Here is a 16892-nt window from a genome sequence, read left to right as displayed (position 1 = left end):
TGCTGTACGTGCCCCAGGGCCTCTCGCTCAGCGGGTCTGCTGGGCGGGGACCCCCTGGGTGGCGGACTCGTCCTCCGGGGAGCCGGCGGCGGCGACCGCGGCACCCGTCAGCGTCGCCAGCATCTCGCGGACGTTGGTCAGCTGGGCGTTGATCGAGTCGCGGCGGTTGGTGAGCGCCGCCAGCTCGCGCTCCGACTCGCTGCGGATCCGGTCGGCCTTCGCGTTCGCGTCCGCCACGATGTCCTCGGCCTGACGCTGAGCCGTCTCCACCGTCTGACGGGCACGGCGCTCGGCGTCCGTACGGAGCTTCTCGGCCTCCAGGCGGAGCTGCTCCGCGCGGTGCTCGATCTCCGCGAGACGCTTCTCGGCCTTCGCCTGACGCGACGCCAGGTCGCGCTCCGACTGCTCACGGCGCTTGGCGAGGTTCGTCTCGAAGTCAGCGGCGGCCTGGGCGGCCTTGGCGCGGGTCTCCTCGAAGAGGGCGTCCGCCTCCTCGCGCTTCTGCTGGGCGTCCTTCTGGGCGTCGGTGCGCAGCGTGCTCGCCTCGCCCTTGGCCTTCTCGACGATGCGAACGCCCTCGTCCTCGGCCTTCGACTTGCGCTCCGAGGCGAAGGTCTCCGCGTCGTTGCGCACCTGCTGGGCGGCCGACTCGGCCAGCTCGCGGTGCTGCTCGGCCGCGCGGCGGGCCTCCTCACGCAGGTCCTTCGCCTCCTCCTCGGCGAGGCGGAGGATCTTCTCGACACGAGCACCGAGCCCGGCGTACGACGGCTCGGCGTCGTTGACCTGGGCCTGGGCGTTCTGTGTCTCGAGGTGGAGCTCCTCGATGCGCTTTTCCAGAGAAGTGATACGGGCAAGAGCGCTGTCACGGTCGGCGACGATCTTGGTAATGCGGTCGTCCACCTGACCGCGGTCGTATCCACGTCGCACGAGCTCGAAGCCGAAGGGGGAGGAAGGGTCGCTCATGGGGTTCCTGTCGAATGAGACCGGTGAGGTGTTAGAGGGAATCCTAGGGGCCAGAACGGCGTGTCAACGTGAAGATGCCGCTTTGGTATGGAGAATGACACCCCTTTTGAGTGGCTGACCCCCGGAGGGCTTGCGGGCCGCAGGTTTGAATGTTCATGGCGAAGCGCGCCCGCGCTACCCGTCCGACGCCTTGCCGCCCGACCGGGTACCCGCAGCCGCACCGGCCTTGACGCCCCCGGCGCCACCCCCCGAAGCCTTACCCGAACCGCCCGGAGCCTCGAAAGACTCCAACGCCTCCAGGACGTCCTGGACACGGGAGATCTCCGTATTGATGTCCTCGCGCCTGCGGACCAGCAGGTCCAGCTCCCGGCGGCCCTCGTCGACCGTCTGCTTCGCCTCGGCCTCGGCGTCGGCGCGCAGCTTCTCGGCCACCCGGGTCAGCTCGGCCTTCTTGGTCTCGGCCTCCTTGAGGAGCGACTCGGCGCGCTTCACGGCGGCGATACGGACCTTGCTCGCCTCCGAATTCGCGTCCGACATCAGCTCCTTGGCCTTGGCCTCGGCCTCGGCCCGCTGTTCCGTCGCCGCCTTCATCAGCTTGTCGACGCGCTCGCCCGCCGTCTTCATCTGCTCGGACGTCTCGCGCCTGGCGCGCTCGTGCAACTCCTCGATCTCGCTCTCGATCCGGGTCCTGAGCTCCTCCGCCCGCTCCCGGGTGGCGGTGGCGTCCCGGCGGGCGCCGACGAGCAGCTCGTCCGCGTCCGTACGGGCCCGCTCCACCAGGGAGTTGCCCTCGACCGTCGCCTCCGAGGTGATCCGGACGGCCTCGTTGCGCGCGGCGCCGACCATGCTGTCGGCCTGCTGCTCGGCCTCGGTGGCGGCGCGCAGCGCCTCCTCCTGTGCCTTGTTGACGAGCTGGTCGGCCTGTTCGGCGGCATCGGCACGGCGCTTGGCCGCGGCCTCGCGTGCCTCGTCCAGCAGCCGGTCCGCCTCCTGGCGTGCCTCCGCGCGCAGTTGCTCCGCCGCGGACTCGGCGTCGGCGCGCAGCCGCTCCGACTCCTCCCGGGTGCGGGCCGCGTGCTCCTGGGCCGAACCGACGGTCCGCGCCGCCTCCGCGCGCAGCCGCTCCGCCTCGTCGGTCGCCTCTCCGACGAAGCGCTCCGACTGCTCGGTCGCCTCGGTGCGGATCCGCTCGCTCTCGCCCGTCGCCTCGGCCATGAGCCGGTCGGCCTGCTCCGCCGCCTCGGAACGGATCCGGTTGGCGTCCTCACGGGCCTCGCCACGGGCGCGCGAGGCGTCCTGCTCCGCCGACGCGAGGGCGTCCGACGCCTCCGTACGGACCCGCTGGCTGTACTCCGAGGTGTCCGAGCGCAGCTTCTCCGACTCGGCGATGGCCTCGGACACGGTCCGCTCGGCCAGGGTCTTGGCGGCCTCCGCCTCCTCGTGAGCGACCCGGCGGACGCGGTTGGCGTCCTCGGTGGCACGCTCACGCTCGGCGTAGGCGTCGGACCTGACCCGGTCCGCCTCCTCCTGCGCCTCGGTCCTCGTCCGCTCCGCCGAGTGCTCTGCGGCGGAGCGCAGGCCGGTGATCTCCTCCTCGGCCTGTTCCTGCAGCCCGGCGACGGAGTCCCGCACCTGCTGGGCGGTCTGCTCGGCGGCGGAGACCAGCTCGGTGGCCCGGCTCTCCGCCTCCTCGACCAGACGCTGGGCCTCGGCCTGGGCCCCCTCGACCCGCTTACGGGCGGAGGCGAGGAGCTCCTCGCTCTGCTCGCGGGCGCGCTCGCGCTCCTGGTCGGCCTCGGCCCGCGCCGAGTCCAGCGCCTCCTCGGCGGTGCGGCGCCGGCGGTTGGACTCCTCCTGGGCGGCGGCCAGAGCCTCGGCCGCCTCCGTGCCGACCCGCTCGGCGGCGGCAGCCGCCTCGGAGCGGATCCGGTCGGCGCTCTCCTGCGCCTCGTTCTTCAGCCGCTCCGCCTCGGCCGCGGCCTCGCTGCGCAGCCGTACGGCCACGGACTCGCCCTCGGCGCGGGACTGTGCCGCGTCGGCGGCGGCCTCCGTGCGCAGGCTCTCGGCCTCCGTCGTGGCCTGCTCCTGGAGCGTACGGATCCGCTCGGCGGCCTCCGCGCGCAGCCGCTCGGACTCCTCGCTCGTCTCGCGGCGGATCCGCTCCGCCTCCGTGCGCGCCTCACCGAGCGCCTCTTCGGCGGCGGTGACCCGGGACTCGGCCTCGGTGTGCAGCCGGGTCAGCTCGTCGGCCGCCTCGGACTTGCGGGCCTCGACCCCGCGCTCGGTCTCCTCGCGCAGCGCCTCGGCCGCCGTCTCCGCGGCGGCGGTGAGGGCGGCGGCCTGCTCCTCGGCCTCGGCGCGAAGCTTCTCCGCCTCGGCGCGGCTGCGCTCCAGCGCTTCCTCCGCCTGCTTGCGCAGGGTGGCGGCGCGCTCGGCCGCCTCGGTCCTGACGCGCTCGCTCTCGGTGCCCGCGGAGTTCCGCAGCTCCTCGGCGTCGGACTTGGCCTCGGTGAGGAGCTCCTCGGCGGTGCGCGCACCCTCCTCGAGCTGCTGGACGGCCTCGCGGCGGGCCTCGCCACGGATCCGCTCGCCCTCGGCCACGGCCTCGGAGCGCAGCTGCTCGGCCTCGCCGCGGAGCCGGCGTGCCTCCTCCTGCAGCTCGACGGTCTTGGCCCGGTACTCCTTGGTGTCGTCCTTGGCCGCGCCCTTGAGCTGGTCGGCCTGCTCGGCGGCCTCGCCGCGCAGCCGGTCGGCCTCTGCCTCGGCCTCACGGCGGATCCGGTCGGCCTCCTCACCGGCGGCCTTGGTGGTCGACTTCGCGTCGTCGGAGGCCTTGGTCAGGACCTCCTCGGCGCTCCGGGCCGCCTTCGCGAGCTGTGCCGCCGCGTCCTCGGCGGCCAGGGTGCGGGCCTTCTCGGCCGCCTCGGCGACCACCCGCTCCGCCTGGGCCCTGGCGTCGACGAGCGCCTGCTCGGCCTCTTCCTTGAGCGTCTCGGCCTGTTTCGTGGCCTCGCCGACCAGACGGGCGATCTCGGACTTGGCCGTACGGGTGCGCTGCTCGTTCTGCGACTCGGCGCCGGCCAGCCGCTTGACGGCGGCCTCCTTCGCCTCGGCGAGGACCTTCTCCGCCTCCAGCCGGGCCTCGCGCAGCCGGGTCTCGGCCTCCTGCACGCGCTGCTCGGCGGTGCGGTTCAGCTCAGTGGTCTGCTGCCGGGTCTGCTCGGTCTCGGAGGTGGCCGTCGAGCGGAGCTGCTCGGCGTGACGGGTCGCCTCCTGGGCCTGTGTGGAGGCGGCGTCGAGCAGCCGCTCGGCGTCCCTGCGGGCTCGCAGCAGCGTGGCCTCGGCGTCGGCACGGGCCGACTCCGCCTCGGAGTTGACGCGCCGGCGGGTCTCGTCGGCGAGCCGGTCGGCCTCGGCGCGGGCCGTGGCCAGTGACTGCTCGGCCTCCGTACGCGACTCGTCCAGGAGACGGCGGGCCTGGGACTCGGTCCTGGCCCGCAACTGCTCGGCCCAGGCGACGTTCTCGTTGACGTGGGACTCGACGGTCTGCCGGCGTTCCGCCAGCTCCTGGTCGAGCCGCTGGCGCCGCTGCACCGCTTCGGTGTGCAACTCGGCCTGTAGCCGGGCCTGGTGCTCCGCGTGCTCCTGCAGGATCCGCTGCGTCTGCGCCCTGGCCTCGCGCAGCTCGCGCTCGGCGTCGGTCCGCAGCTGGTCGGCCTGGACCTGGGCGTTACGGAGCATCTGTTCGGCCTGGTAGCCGATGTCCGCGCTGTCGTGTGCGGGACGGGTCGCGAGATTGCGCCGTGCCTCGTGCAGCTTGGCGCGCAAGACCTCGACCTGGTAACCGAGGTCCTCGGCGTGCTGGACGGCCTTCTCCCGGTCGGTCTTCAGCCGGTCCATCTCGGCTTCGAACCGCGAGAGATGGTCGTCGTCAGCTCGGTGGCTCTGCTGGCTTTCGTAGCCCCGCACTGCGCGGTCCCATCCTTCCCCGAGCTCTCAACTACGGTTCGAGCAGGGGACACCCCAACCCGAGCTCTCAACTACGTTCGAGCAGGGGAGACCCCAACCCTGGTCGCAATTCTCCATACGAGTACTGCTCGCCGGCGAGCAGTTCCCCCGGGGGAATGGTGACAGATCAGACTGAGGACGCGGCGCGGCCCCGACCCGGCCCCGGCCCGGAACCGCCCACTCTACCGGGCCGGGTATGGGTCAGGTCAGTGCTCGGTCGCCGAGGTGACCAGTTCGGTCAGCACACCGTGGCAGTCCTTGGGGTGGAGGAAAGTGATCCGGGACCCCATCGACCCGGTCCTGGGCTCGTCGTACAGCACCCGCACGCCCTTCCCCCGGATGCCGGCGGCGTCCGCGTCGACGTCCGCGGTCCCGAAGGCGATGTGGTGCACGCCCTCACCGTTCTTCGCCAGCCACTTGCCGACGGCGGAGTCCTCACGGGTCGGCTCCAGGAGCTGGAGGTACGAAGCCCCGCCGTCCGAGGTGCCGTTGATCTTCAGCATGGCCTCCCGGACACCCTGCTCCTCGTTGATCTCGGAGTGGTGCACCTCGAAGCCGTAGGTCGCGCGGTAGAACTCCACCGTCTTGTCGAGGTCGAAACAGGCGATTCCGATGTGGTCGATTCGCGTCAGCATGGAACCAGTGCAGCGCCCCCGGGTTGGTTACGCAACGTGCGCGCGATCACACCCACTGCCGGATGACGGGCGCGGTACTGCTCAGTACATTCGAGTAAACCCTCGTTCACTTCCAATCCAAGGGGCTGCGCCTCATGTCAGGAACGACCGGAACCACCTCAGTGATCGTCGCGGGCGCGCGGACGCCCATGGGCCGTCTTCTCGGCTCCCTGAAGAGCTTCTCCGGAGCCGACCTCGGAGGCTTCGCCATCAAGGCGGCGCTGGACCGGGCCGGTATCGGCGGGGACCAGGTCGAGTACGTGATCATGGGCCAGGTGCTCCAGGCCGGGGCAGGGCAGATCCCGGCACGCCAGGCTGCGGTCAAGGCGGGAATCCCGCTGAACGTCCCCGCGCTCACGGTCAACAAGGTGTGCCTCTCGGGGCTGGACGCGATCGCCCTCGCGGACCAGCTGATCCGCGCCGGTGAGTTCGACGTCGTGGTGGCCGGCGGCCAGGAGTCCATGACCAACGCCCCGCATCTGCTCCCGAAGTCCCGCGAGGGATACAAGTACGGTGCGGTCGAGATGCTCGACTCGATGGCGTACGACGGCCTGACGGACGCCTACGAGAACATCCCGATGGGGGAGTCCACCGAGAAGCACAACACCCGCCTGGGCCTCGCCCGCGCCGACCAGGACGAGATCGGGGCCCTGTCCCACCAGCGCGCCGCCGCTGCCCGGAAGAACGGCATCTTCGAGGCCGAGATCACCCCGGTCGAGATCCCGCAGCGCAAGGGCGACCCGGTCCTCTTCTCCAAGGACGAGGGCATCCGCCCCGAGACGACCGCGGAGTCCCTCGGGAAGCTGCGCCCCGCCTTCACCAAGGACGGCACGATCACCGCGGGCACCTCCTCGCAGATCTCCGACGGCGCCGCCGCCGTCGTCGTCATGAGCAAGGCGAAGGCCGAGGAGCTGGGTCTGGACTGGATCGCCGAGATCGGCGCCCACGGCAATGTGGCGGGCCCGGACAACTCGCTCCAGTCGCAGCCGTCCAACGCCATCCGGCACGCCCTCAAGAAGGAGGGCATCGGCGTGGAGGACCTCGACCTCATCGAGATCAACGAGGCCTTCGCGGCTGTCGCCGTCCAGTCGATGAAGGACCTCGGAGTCACCTCCGACAAGGTCAACGTCAACGGCGGCGCGATCGCGCTCGGCCACCCCATCGGGATGTCCGGCGCCCGGGTGGTGCTGCACCTGGCGCTGGAGCTGAAGCGGCGTGGCGGCGGCACCGGGGCGGCGGCGCTGTGCGGCGGCGGCGGTCAGGGCGATGCGTTGATCATCCGCGTACCGGGCAAGTAGTCGGTACGAGCGAGCGAGGAGGCCGAGCGTGAAGGTGGACGTCCCCACCCTGGTCGAGCAGGCACGGGAGGGCAGGCCGCGTGCGGTGGCCCGGCTCATCTCCCTGGTGGAGGGTGCCTCGCCGCAGCTGCGTGAGGTGATGGCCGCCCTGGCACCGCTCGCGGGCCACGCCTACGTCGTCGGCCTGACCGGATCGCCGGGTGTCGGCAAGTCCACCTCGACCTCGGCACTGGTCTCCGCCTACCGGAAGGCCGGCAAACGGGTCGGGGTCCTGGCCGTCGACCCCTCCTCGCCGTTCTCCGGGGGAGCGCTCCTCGGCGACCGGGTCCGGATGTCGGACCACGCCTCCGATCCGGGCGTCTACATCCGCTCGATGGCCACCCGGGGCCACCTGGGCGGCCTCGCCTGGTCGGCGCCTCAGGCGATCCGGGTGCTGGACGCGGCGGGCTGCGACGTGATCCTCGTGGAGACGGTGGGGGTCGGCCAGTCGGAGGTGGAGATCGCCTCCCAGGCCGACACCTCCGTCGTCCTCCTCGCCCCGGGCATGGGCGACGGCATCCAGGCGGCCAAGGCCGGAATCCTGGAGATCGGCGATGTGTACGTCGTCAACAAGGCCGACCGGGACGGCGCCGACGCCACTGCCCGCGAGCTCAACCACATGCTGGGCCTGGGCGAGTCCCGGAAGCCCGGCGACTGGCGGCCGCCGATCGTGAAGACAGTCGCCGCCCGGGGCGAGGGCCTCGACGAGGTGGTCGAGGCACTCGAGAAGCACCGGGCGTGGATGGAGGAGCACGGCGTCCTGGCCGAGCGGCGCACGGCGCGTGCGGCCCGCGAGGTCGAGACGATCGCCGTCACCGCGCTCCGCGAGCGGATCGCCGATCTGCACGGCGACCGCCGGCTGGGCGCCCTCGCGGAGCGGATCGTGGCCGGAGGCCTCGACCCCTACGCGGCGGCGGACGAGCTGGTCGCGGGGCTCACCGGCGGGAACTGACGGCCCCCGGGCGGCGTGCGGGCCGCCCGGGAACCGTCCCTTCAGGTACGGGACTGATTAGTCGTCGTCACCGTCGTCGTGGTGGTCGTCGTCGTGGTCCACCGTGACCTTGGCGGTCTTCGCGTCCACGTGCAGCTCGTGCTCCTTGCCGTCCTTGCCCGAGACGTCGACGTCCCAGCGCAGCGCACCGCGCCTGCCGTCGTCACCGTCGTCGTTGTCGTCCAGGTCCACCGACGTCACCGTGCCGGGCTGCGCGCCGAGCGCCGCCTTCACCGCGGCGCCCAGGGACACGGACGCCGAACGGGGCGCGTGCCGGTCGCGGTCGTCGTTGTCGTCGTCCTCGCGGTCCGACACCACCTTGCCGTTCGCCGCGTCCACGGTCACGTCGTGCCAGACCTTGTCGGAGCCGTACACGTCGAGCTCCCAGACCGTACGGGAGCTGTCGTCGTCATCGTCCAGCTCGGCCTCGGTGACCGTGCCGGGGACGGCCTTCAGCGCGGCGCCGACGGCCTCGTCGACGCCGGTGCGTCCGGTCGTGCTCTGCTCCCCGGTGCCGTCCGCAGCCCGGTCCGCGGTGGCCGTCCGGTCGTCCTTGCCACTGCTGTCGGAGTCCGCGAAGGCGGCGGTCGTGGCGAGCCCGCCGCCGACGAGTACGGCCGCGGTGAGGGTGGCGATGGCGATGGCGATCTTGCGCTTCATGGTGGGTTCCTCCCCGATGGGATCTGTTGTGCTGAGCGACAGGAACCACACTGGCCCGGCGATGCTGAACGCAGCCTGAAGCCACCTGAAGGCGTCTTCAGCTTCGGTTTGCGAAGCTGTCCCCATGCGCCTGTTGATCGTGGAGGACGAGAAGCGCCTCGCGACGTCCCTCGCGAGGGGACTCACCGCCGAGGGTTTCGCCGTCGATGTCGTGCACGACGGCCTGGAGGGCCTGCACCTGGCCGGCCAGGGAGTCCACGACCTCGTGGTCCTCGACATCATGCTGCCCGGGATGAACGGCTACCGGATCTGCGCGGCACTCCGAGCCGCAGGACATGGGATGCCGATCCTGATGCTGACCGCGAAGGACGGGGAGTACGACGAGGCGGAGGGCCTCGACACCGGCGCCGACGACTATCTGACCAAGCCGTTCTCGTACGTCGTGCTCGTCGCCCGGGTCAGGGCGCTGCTGCGCCGCCGGGGCGGATCCCCTTCACCGGTGCTGACCGCCGGCACGCTGCGGATGGACACCGCCGCCCGCCGCGTCCACCGGGGTGAGGAGGAAGTCACCCTCACCGCCAAGGAGTTCGCCGTCCTGGAACAGCTCGTGCTGCGGGCGGGCGAGGTGGTGAGCAAGGCGGACATCCTGGAGCACGTCTGGGACTTCGCCTACGACGGCGACCCGAACATCGTCGAGGTCTACATCAGCACGCTGCGCCGCAAGCTCGGCGCCGCGTCCATCCGCACCGTACGGGGCGCGGGCTACCGGCTGGAGGCGCTGTGAGGTCCGTACGGGCGAGGGCGGCCCTCGGCGCCACCCTCGTCGTCGCCGTCGCCCTGGCCGCCGCGGGGCTGGCCGTGCTGCTGGTGCTGCGCGGCAACCTGACGGACCGGGCGGGCCTGGAAGCCGAGGTGACCGCGCGGGAGGTGGCGGGGGAGCTGGCCCTGGGCAGGGCGTACGCGGAGCTGGAGGCGGGCGACGAGGACAGCCACCCCGTCCAGGTGACCGACGAGGAGGGGCGGGTGGTCGCCGTCTCGAAGGATCTGGAGAAGATCTCCGGGACGGGCACCGCAGGGGTCGTGCCGGTGTCCCCGGCGCCGGTCCCGAGCCAGGACGACGACGATGACGATGACGACGACGGGGACGACCCGCCCCGCAGGGAGGTCTCCTCCGACCCGCCGGACTTCACGAACGGCACCGCCACCGTCGACGGGGAGACGGCGGACTACCGCTTCGCCACCGTCGAGCTGACCACGGACAAGGACGTCACCCTCACCGTCCACGCCGGCGCCCCGCTCGCGGCCGAGCAGGAGGCGGTGAACACCGTACGCAACTCCATGCTGACCGGACTTCCCGTCATGCTGCTCGTCGTCGCCGGAGTGACCTGGCTGGTCACCCGGCGCGCACTGCGCCCGGTGGAGGGCATCAGGCGGGAGCTGGCCGCGATCACCGCGTCGGAGGATCTCGCGCGCCGCGTGCCCGAGCCGGACTCCCGGGACGAGATCGCGCGACTGGCCCGTACGACCAACGAGACCCTCACCGTGCTGGAGGCCTCCGTCGACCGGCAGCGGCGCTTCGTCGCGGACGCCTCGCACGAGCTGCGCAGCCCGATCGCCTCGCTCCGCACCCAGCTGGAGGTGGGGGAGGCCCACCCGGAGCTGCTGGACGTGCCCGGCGCGGTCGCCGACACCGTACGGCTGCAGGTGCTGGCCGCCGATCTGCTGCTGCTCGCCCGGCTGGACGCGGGGGAGCGGCCGGGCAGCACGCCGGTCGACCTGGGCGCGCTGGCCCGCGAGGAGGTCTCCCAGCGCTCGGCGGACCGGATCCCGCCCGCGGTGTCCGTGGCGGACTCGGGCTCGCTCTCCGGGCCGCTCGAAGTCGCCGGGTCCCGTGGGCAGTTGGCCCGGGTCGTCGGCAATCTGCTGGACAACGCCCAGCGCCACGCGGAGCGTTCGGTCACCGTCTCGGTGCGGGCGGACCGGGCTGACGTACTGGTGGAGGTCACTGACGACGGGTCGGGAGTGCCCGAGGGTGAACAGGACCGGATCTTCGAGCGCTTCGTACGCCTGGACGACGCCCGCAGCCGCGACGACGGCGGGGCCGGGCTCGGCCTGGCCATCGCCCGTGATGTGGCCTCCCGGCACGGAGGCACACTCACGGTGGGCGAAGGGCCGGGCGGCGGCGCGCTGTTCACCCTGCGGCTGCCGGGACGCACCAAATCGTAGGCGTTACGGCTTGCCGCGGCGGCCGCGCAGATGATCCGCGATCGGGGTCAGCGCCGCGTGCAGTCCCGAGAGCTCCTCGGGGGAGAGCAGATCCATGAAGTGCCGCCGCACCGACTCGACATGGTGCGGTGCGACCTTCCGCATCGTCTCGCCGCCCAGGTCCGTGAGGACCGCGAACAGTCCGCGCCGGTCCGACTCGCAGTGTTCGCGGCGGACCAGGCCGGCGTTCTCCATGCGGGTGATCTGGTGCGAGAGCCTGCTCTTGGACTGCAGGGTGGCGGCGGCGAGATCGCTCATCCGCATGCGCTGGTCCTCCGACTCCGAGAGGTTCACCAGGATCTCGTAGTCGTTCATGGTCAGGCCGAACGGCTGGAGATCCTTCTCCAGCTGATGCGTCAGCAGCCTGCTGACGTCCAGGTGGGTGCGCCAGGCACACTGCTCCGCGTCGGTCAGCCAGCGGGTGGCCGTCTCGGTCTCCATGTATGGATTCTACCTAAGATGTTGAAAGCCGGACGAAGTCTGGGAGTGTGACTCCTCGCACGTACTGCCGGGCGTCACACTCCGCAGACTACCGTTCACAGCCCGAAGCGACGCTGGAGGTCCCCCAGCTGACCGGGCGTGCGAGGGGTGGAGCCGTGTTGACCTCCACCCGGCACGCCCGGCTCGTGCGGGACGGTGCCGGTCGCCTGCGCGGGCATCAGGGCCTCGGACGACTGGAGCAGTACGGTGCCCGCCCCGACGAACTCGAACTGGTGCTCCTCGCCCGAGGCGCCGCCGATCCCGGTCAGTGACCGCAGGCCGCCCATCACACCCGTCATGTAGCCGTGATCGTAGTGGTGGCACGGCGAGGGGCAGTCCGCCCAGCCCACCAGCGCCTGCGGGTCCACCCGCAGCGGCGGCTCCATGAAGGCCACCGGGCCGTTCGACGCCGCGACGAACTTCCCCGTCCCGATCAGGGTCAGGAAACCCGGCACGATCGACTGCTTCAGCGCCAGCGTCGGCTGGTAGGCCAGCAGATTGCCGGACCGGATCGTCAGATTGCCGTCCTCCAGGTCGAAGGAGTTCACATCGAAGGCCCGGTCGGCGAGCAGCATCTTGCCGCTGCCCTCGGCCACCACCCAGTCGCTCGCGTGCAGCGGGGAGTGGAAGCTCGTACGGATCAGCCGCTCGAAGCGCCCGTGGCCGATGCCGTTGAACTCGATCTGCCCGTAGTAGGCGATCATCTTGCCCTTCTGGAGGAACCACTGGCTCCCCTTGAGCTCCACGCAGAAGGTGTACGCGTTGACGTTGTCGTCCGACGGCAGCGTCATCGGGTCGAGAATCACCGGCGTGCTCACAGCTTAGCCTCCGAGGCCTGGACGTACACCGCTCCGTTACCGCTGAGCTCCAGCTGGAACGCCTCACCGGAGCCGCGCCCCACCATGTCGCGCCAGCCGAGCGCGGTGGACAGCTTGTTGGTCACGTCCCCGTGGTGGGCGACATACGCCTGCGGGTCCACATGGACCGGCCGGCCGGGCGCGATCGGCAGCTCGATCACCCCGCCGTGGGCCATCACGGCGACCGCGCCGTGCCCCTTGAGCGTCGTCGTGAACAGCCCCTGCCCGCTCACCTGGCCGCGCACCATGCCCAGCACCCCGCCCTGCGAGCCCATGAACATGGTGCCCTGCTGGAGCGTCCCGTCGAAGGCGAGCAGCCGGTCGGCCTCCACGTACAGGGTGTCGCCGGCAAGGCTGATCACCTGGATGTGGTGGCCGCCGTGGCCGAACATCACCGTGCCGTTGCCCTCGACCGTCATCAGCGGGGTCGCCTCGTTCGCCACCCGCCGGCCGATCATCGACCCCAGGCCGCCCTGTCCGCCCTGGATGTTCGGGGTGAACGAGACCTCGCCCCGGTAGGCGAGCATCGCGCCGCGCTGGCTGTACAACGTCTGCCCCGGCCCCACCACGGCCTCGACCATCTTGGAGTTGATCTCACGGAACGGCATCAGACATCGCCCCCGACGGTGTTGCGCTCGCTCGGCTGTACGTAGACGAGGCCGTCGCCCTCGAAGCGGATCTGGAAGGACTCACCGGAGCCCTCACCCATGAGCGTCCGGAAGTTCACCCCGGACTGGAGGTGCTGCTGGAGTCTGCCCTGGTGGGCGATGTAGGCGCCGGGGTCGACGTTCAGCGGGTACTGGGGTGTCACCCGCAGCACCACGGCGGAGCCGTCCGACATGATCGCCGCCTGCCCCGTGCCCTCGACGGTCGTGGTGAACAGGCCGTTGCCGCTCGCCCCGCCCCTGAGCCCCGTGAAGGTGGTGCCGGTGCGCAGCCCGGCGTCGGTGGCCAGCAGATTGCTCGCCTCGACGTACAGCGTCTCGCCGTGCAGCGAGACGAGGTTGATCTCGCTCGCCCGGTCCGCGAAATAGCAGGTGCCCTGCCCCTTCACCTCCATCAGGACCATCTGCTCGCCGGTCAGTCGGCGGGTCACCATGCCGCGCAGGCCCTCACCGCCGCCCGACATCTTCTTGAACGCCATCTGGCCGTCGTACGCGACCATCGAGCCGTTCTTCGCCTTGACGGCATCGCCTGTCAGGTCGACGGCGAGCGTCTTGCTGCCTTGGAGTCGGAACATCGCCACGGTGCGACGTTAGCCGCAGGGAGGCCCGGCGCACAGGGCCCGGCGGCCGATCCCGACCCCGACATGACCCTGATATGCACTGATACGTGCCGCGGGGGCCGGACTCGGCCCCCGTGCCCCGGAGGGCCGGGAGCGATGCCACAATGGCAGTGCTTGTGCCTGCTTTCACAAGCCGCCACGCCCCTCCCACCCACCGAAGGTGCCCTCGTGGACATCAAGACCGCTTCCGCCCTGCACCGGCTGCGCCTCATCTCGCTTCCCGAGGCGCTGTCCTTCCCGGCGCTGATCCTCTTCGGCTCGGTGCTCAGCCGGATCTCGGACATCGACTTCCTGATGATGCCGCTCGGCATGCTGCACGGCATCCTCTTCACGATCTACCTGGTGTTCCTGCTGGACGTGTGGGCCAAGGCCAAGTGGCCGTTCAAGCGCGTCGCCCTGTTCTTCCTCCTCGCGGTGCTTCCCTTCGGCGGGCTCTACGGCGAGAAGCTGCTCAAGAAGTACGAGGCCGACGGTGTCATCGCCGCCCGTGCCCGCGCCGAGGGGACGGTCAGCGCATGATCGTCGCCTTCTCCGTCAGTCCGGTGGGCGTCGGTGAGGACGTCGGCGAGTACGTCGCCGACGCCGTCCGTGTCGTCCGCGAGTCCGGGCTGCCCAACCGCACGGACGCGATGTTCACCTCCATCGAGGGTGAGTGGGACGAGGTCATGGACGTCGTGAAGCGCGCCGTCGCCGCCGTCGAGGCCCGCGCGGGTCGCGTCTCCCTGGTGCTCAAGGCCGATATCCGGCCGGGCGTCACCGACGGCCTGACCTCCAAGGTCGAGACGGTGGAGCGGCACCTGGCGGGCTGACGCCCCGTCCGTACGCGTACAAAGGGCCCCCGACGCCGCCCGGCGCCGGGGGCCCGTTCCGTTCGGGCGAAGAAATCCGCTCACTCGGACCTGCCGGGTCGCCGCCTCGCCGGTTCTCCCCTTCTGTGGGGACCACCGGCATATCCGACCGTTGGAGGCGCGATGCCGTCGGAAAGACAGGACCACGACCGGGCCGGCCACAGCGGCCGGCCCCCCGGGCCGCTCACGGAGCGGCCCGCGACCGGGTACCGGGTGCGGTACCGCGGGCTCCTCCGTACCGGGTGGCACCGAATACGAGCAGTCCTCCCGCCCGTGCTCGCCCCCGTGTCCGCCGGGCTCGTGCTGCTCTTCCTGGTCCTGCCCGAGCACCGGAGCGGTCGCGGGAACGGCCGGACGTGGCCCGGTCCCGCCGACTCCGTGACGGTGGCGTCCCTCTGCCTGGTCGCGGTGCTGGCGCCGGTCGGCCTCGCCCTGGTCGTGCACGCCGCGACGGTGGCCAGGGAACCCGTCCCCGTGACGCCCGAGCCCGGCACCCGGATCGCCTTCCTCACCACGTACGTGCCGGGCAGGGAGCCGCTCTCCGCGGTGCGGGCCAACCTGGAGGGAGCCGCACGGATGCGGCACCCAGGACCGCTGGACGTCTGGCTGCTCGACGAGGGCGACGACCCGGAGGCCAGGATGCTCTGCGCCGAGCTGGGCGTGCACCACTTCACCCGCCTCGGGGTGCCCGAGTGGAACCGGGAGAAGGGCCCGCACCAGGCCGGGACGGAGCACGGCAACCGCAACGCCTGGATCGCCAAGCACGGCGACGCGTACGACCTCCTCGCCTCCGTCGACACCGATCACGTCCCGCTGCCCGCCTTCCTGGAGCGGACGACCGGCTATTTCCGTGACCCGGACACCGCGTTCGTCGTCGGTCCTTGGCTCGCCGGGAACCACGGCTTCCACGCCCTGGTGCAGCGCGCGGGCAACCGCTACGGGGCGCCCGTGCTCGCCGGCCCCGGAAGCGTCGTACGCACCGCGGCGCTGCGCCAGGCCGGCGGCTTCCACGGCTCGGGTACCGAGGACATGGCCACGGGTTTCGAGATCCACCGCCGACGCAACCCGCGGACCGGGCAGTACTGGCGCTCGGTGCACACCCCGGACGTGCCGGCCTCCCGCGAGGGTCACGCGTCCACGGCGGACCGCTCCGGCCGGTGGCCGCGCCGGTCCAGGGCGGGGCTGCTGCGGCAGTACGGCAAGGCGCTGTTCCGGATGCCGGCCGGCCGGCTCGTCGGCTACACGCTGCTGCTCGTCCAGCACCCCGTGGCCACCCTTGCCGGGCTGCTCGGCGTGGTGAGCTGTCTGGCGGCCACCACCCACGCGGCGGCCCGTGGCTGGGCGGTGCTCGCTCTGCTGATCGCCCTCGCGCCGGTCGCGGCGCGGTCCTTCACCCTGCTGCGTGAGCGCGGGAACGGCGGTGGCGCGCGGAACCGGCCCCGGGTGCCCGAGGCGGAACCCGTGCTCGCCCGCGCGGCGGGCACCCCTGCGGGAGGAAGCTGACCCGCCGGCCTGCCCGCACAACACGCCTACGGCTCCTGCCCCGCCAGCGCGATGCCCAGCGGAGTGCGCTCGTACAGCACCTGGTGCCCGTAGCGCCGCGAGGTGAGCAGACCCGCCGCGCGCAGCGCCGACAGATGCGCCGACACGGAGGACGGGGCGAGCGAGAGCCGGTGCGCCAGCGCGCTCGTCCCGGCCGGTTCACCGAGGGCGCACAGCACGTCGGCGCGGGCCCTTCCCAGCAGCCGGGCGAGCGCGTCCGGCGTCCGGTCGGCGGACTCCGTCCACAGTCCGCCGATGCCGCGCGCCGGGTAGATCACCGCGGGCTGCCAGGGCGGCTCGTAGCCGCCGACGACGTCCGGCCAGACGAAGACACTGGGCATCAGGACGAGCCCCTGCCCGCCCAGGACCCTGCTGTGGTTCCCGCTGGTGCCGGCCACCGTCAGGGTCGAGTCCGTCCAGCGCAGCCGTGGGCTGATCTCGCCGAGCAGCCGCTCGAAGCCGACCTCGGCGAGGCGGCGCGAGTGGTAGGCGACGTCCGCCTCCAGCAGGGCGCGCAGCCGGGGCCAGTGCGGCTCGATCATCACCTCCCACGCCCGCTCCAGCAGGTCCGCCAGCTCCTGGACCGCGCGAGCCGGGCCGGCCAGCATCCGCTGCCCGGCGGGGGAGCGCAGGCCGCCCGGGATGTCGGCGAGCGCGAGCGCCATGTCGTCGCGGGCGGTCGCCGGATCCGTCGCGCGCACGGCCGCGATCTCCTCGGCGAAGGTGGCGAGCGGCCCGAGCGGCGGCGGACAGATGAAGTCCGGGTTGTGGCCGTGCTCCGGCATCAGCAACCACAGCGGCGCGAGGTCAAGACCGGCGGCGCCCTCCTCCACCCGCCGGAGCCACGGCAGGTGGTAGCCGTGCCGGGAGGGGCGGCGGAGCGTGCGTACGGCCTCCTGCGTCTCCCAGAGCGGGGAGAGGGCGAAGCGGCAGCGGAGCAGGTCGCTCTCGTCGAAGTACAGATGGAACGGCATGGTGCCCA

At 71.9% G+C, this 16892-nt stretch carries 16 protein-coding genes; 7 read left to right on the top strand and 9 right to left on the bottom strand.

What is annotated here, in order from left to right; all coding sequences use genetic code 11:
* Positions 1-27: 27 nt before the first annotated feature.
* From ACIREO_RS01930 to mce, 3 genes are all read right to left on the bottom strand, one after another.
* Complete coding sequence (locus tag ACIREO_RS01930; RefSeq protein ID WP_404103624.1) at positions 28-963, bottom strand: cellulose-binding protein; 936 nt, start codon at positions 961-963, stop codon at positions 28-30.
* 174 nt (positions 964-1137) lie between these two features.
* The gene (gene scy / locus ACIREO_RS01925) at positions 1138-4932 is read right to left on the bottom strand and encodes a polarized growth protein Scy (protein ID WP_404103621.1); all 3795 of its coding nucleotides are present in this window, start codon (positions 4930-4932) and stop codon (positions 1138-1140) included.
* A 245-nt stretch (positions 4933-5177) separates the two neighbouring features.
* Positions 5178-5606, bottom strand: a complete 429-nt coding sequence (gene mce / locus ACIREO_RS01920; protein WP_404103619.1) for a methylmalonyl-CoA epimerase — start codon at positions 5604-5606, stop codon at positions 5178-5180.
* Between the two features lie 134 nt (positions 5607-5740).
* On the opposite strand from mce, the gene ACIREO_RS01915 reads away from it, so the two are divergent.
* Entirely contained in the window at positions 5741-6943 is a 1203-nt protein-coding gene (locus ACIREO_RS01915; protein WP_404103616.1) for an acetyl-CoA C-acetyltransferase, read from the top strand.
* 28 nt (positions 6944-6971) lie between these two features.
* Positions 6972-7934, top strand: a complete 963-nt coding sequence (gene meaB, locus ACIREO_RS01910; protein WP_404103613.1) for a methylmalonyl Co-A mutase-associated GTPase MeaB — start codon at positions 6972-6974, stop codon at positions 7932-7934.
* 57 nt (positions 7935-7991) lie between these two features.
* Here the strand turns inward: meaB and ACIREO_RS01905 are convergent, their stop codons facing one another.
* Complete coding sequence (locus ACIREO_RS01905; RefSeq protein ID WP_404103611.1) at positions 7992-8633, bottom strand: PepSY domain-containing protein; 642 nt, start codon at positions 8631-8633, stop codon at positions 7992-7994.
* A gap of 124 nt (positions 8634-8757) precedes the next feature.
* Between ACIREO_RS01905 and ACIREO_RS01900 the strand changes: the two genes are divergently transcribed.
* Positions 8758-9417 (top strand): response regulator transcription factor, encoded by a 660-nt coding sequence (locus ACIREO_RS01900; protein ID WP_404103608.1) that lies wholly within the window; start codon positions 8758-8760, stop codon positions 9415-9417.
* The gene (locus ACIREO_RS01895; RefSeq protein ID WP_404103605.1) at positions 9414-10859 is read left to right on the top strand and encodes a sensor histidine kinase; all 1446 of its coding nucleotides are present in this window, start codon (positions 9414-9416) and stop codon (positions 10857-10859) included. The genes ACIREO_RS01900 and ACIREO_RS01895 overlap by 4 nt, the downstream gene beginning before the upstream one ends.
* Positions 10860-10862: 3 nt before the next feature.
* On the opposite strand, the gene ACIREO_RS01890 is transcribed toward ACIREO_RS01895, so the two are convergent.
* The 4 genes from ACIREO_RS01890 to ACIREO_RS01875 form a co-directional block, all read right to left on the bottom strand.
* Positions 10863-11339 carry a MarR family winged helix-turn-helix transcriptional regulator gene (locus tag ACIREO_RS01890; protein WP_404103602.1) on the bottom strand — a complete coding sequence of 159 codons (477 nt, stop codon included), beginning with the start codon at positions 11337-11339 and terminating at the stop codon, positions 10863-10865.
* A gap of 95 nt (positions 11340-11434) precedes the next feature.
* On the bottom strand, positions 11435-12196 hold the full coding sequence (locus ACIREO_RS01885) for an AIM24 family protein (RefSeq protein ID WP_404103599.1): 762 nt from the start codon (positions 12194-12196) through the stop codon (positions 11435-11437).
* Positions 12193-12843, bottom strand: a complete 651-nt coding sequence (locus tag ACIREO_RS01880; protein ID WP_404103597.1) for an AIM24 family protein — start codon at positions 12841-12843, stop codon at positions 12193-12195. The genes ACIREO_RS01885 and ACIREO_RS01880 overlap by 4 nt, the downstream gene beginning before the upstream one ends.
* The gene (locus tag ACIREO_RS01875; RefSeq protein WP_404104463.1) at positions 12843-13475 is read right to left on the bottom strand and encodes an AIM24 family protein; all 633 of its coding nucleotides are present in this window, start codon (positions 13473-13475) and stop codon (positions 12843-12845) included. Before ACIREO_RS01875 ends, ACIREO_RS01880 begins: the two co-directional genes overlap by 1 nt.
* Before the next feature lie 213 nt (positions 13476-13688).
* On the opposite strand from ACIREO_RS01875, the gene ACIREO_RS01870 reads away from it, so the two are divergent.
* The 3 genes from ACIREO_RS01870 to ACIREO_RS01860 all read left to right on the top strand — a co-directional run bounded on the left by ACIREO_RS01870 (position 13689) and on the right by ACIREO_RS01860 (position 15871).
* Positions 13689-14039, top strand: a complete 351-nt coding sequence (locus ACIREO_RS01870) for a DUF3817 domain-containing protein (protein ID WP_404103594.1) — start codon at positions 13689-13691, stop codon at positions 14037-14039.
* Positions 14036-14329 (top strand): MTH1187 family thiamine-binding protein, encoded by a 294-nt coding sequence (locus tag ACIREO_RS01865; protein ID WP_383793467.1) that lies wholly within the window; start codon positions 14036-14038, stop codon positions 14327-14329. Before ACIREO_RS01870 ends, ACIREO_RS01865 begins: the two co-directional genes overlap by 4 nt.
* 162 nt (positions 14330-14491) lie before the next feature.
* Positions 14492-15871 (top strand): glycosyl transferase, encoded by a 1380-nt coding sequence (locus ACIREO_RS01860; RefSeq protein WP_404103591.1) that lies wholly within the window; start codon positions 14492-14494, stop codon positions 15869-15871.
* Positions 15872-15897: 26 nt separating this feature from the next.
* Here ACIREO_RS01860 and ACIREO_RS01855 read toward each other — a convergent pair whose 3' ends face one another.
* Positions 15898-16884: a DUF5937 family protein gene (locus ACIREO_RS01855; protein WP_404103588.1), complete on the bottom strand. Its 987-nt coding sequence runs from the start codon at positions 16882-16884 to the stop codon at positions 15898-15900.
* Between the last annotated feature and the right edge of the window lie 8 nt (positions 16885-16892).

Source organism: Streptomyces sp. NPDC102441 (assembly GCF_044765585.1).
GTDB lineage: Bacteria > Actinomycetota > Actinomycetes > Streptomycetales > Streptomycetaceae > Streptomyces.
This window is presented reverse-complemented; position numbering and strand designations above follow the sequence as displayed.

Excerpts from the sequence above, each read along its gene's own strand:
- ACIREO_RS01930 (WP_404103624.1), bottom strand. The coding sequence starts at position 963 with ATGAGCGACCCTTCCTCCCCCTTCGGCTTCGAGCTCGTGCGACGTGGA.
- mce (WP_404103619.1), bottom strand. The coding sequence starts at position 5,606 with ATGCTGACGCGAATCGACCACATCGGAATCGCCTGTTTCGACCTCGAC.
- ACIREO_RS01915 (WP_404103616.1), top strand. The coding sequence starts at position 5,741 with ATGTCAGGAACGACCGGAACCACCTCAGTGATCGTCGCGGGCGCGCGG.
- ACIREO_RS01905 (WP_404103611.1), bottom strand. The coding sequence starts at position 8,633 with ATGAAGCGCAAGATCGCCATCGCCATCGCCACCCTCACCGCGGCCGTA.
- ACIREO_RS01900 (WP_404103608.1), top strand. The coding sequence starts at position 8,758 with ATGCGCCTGTTGATCGTGGAGGACGAGAAGCGCCTCGCGACGTCCCTC.
- ACIREO_RS01890 (WP_404103602.1), bottom strand. The coding sequence starts at position 11,339 with ATGGAGACCGAGACGGCCACCCGCTGGCTGACCGACGCGGAGCAGTGT.
- ACIREO_RS01880 (WP_404103597.1), bottom strand. The coding sequence starts at position 12,843 with ATGCCGTTCCGTGAGATCAACTCCAAGATGGTCGAGGCCGTGGTGGGG.
- ACIREO_RS01875 (WP_404104463.1), bottom strand. The coding sequence starts at position 13,475 with ATGTTCCGACTCCAAGGCAGCAAGACGCTCGCCGTCGACCTGACAGGC.
- ACIREO_RS01865 (WP_383793467.1), top strand. The coding sequence starts at position 14,036 with ATGATCGTCGCCTTCTCCGTCAGTCCGGTGGGCGTCGGTGAGGACGTC.
- ACIREO_RS01860 (WP_404103591.1), top strand. The coding sequence starts at position 14,492 with ATGCCGTCGGAAAGACAGGACCACGACCGGGCCGGCCACAGCGGCCGG.
- ACIREO_RS01855 (WP_404103588.1), bottom strand. The coding sequence starts at position 16,884 with ATGCCGTTCCATCTGTACTTCGACGAGAGCGACCTGCTCCGCTGCCGC.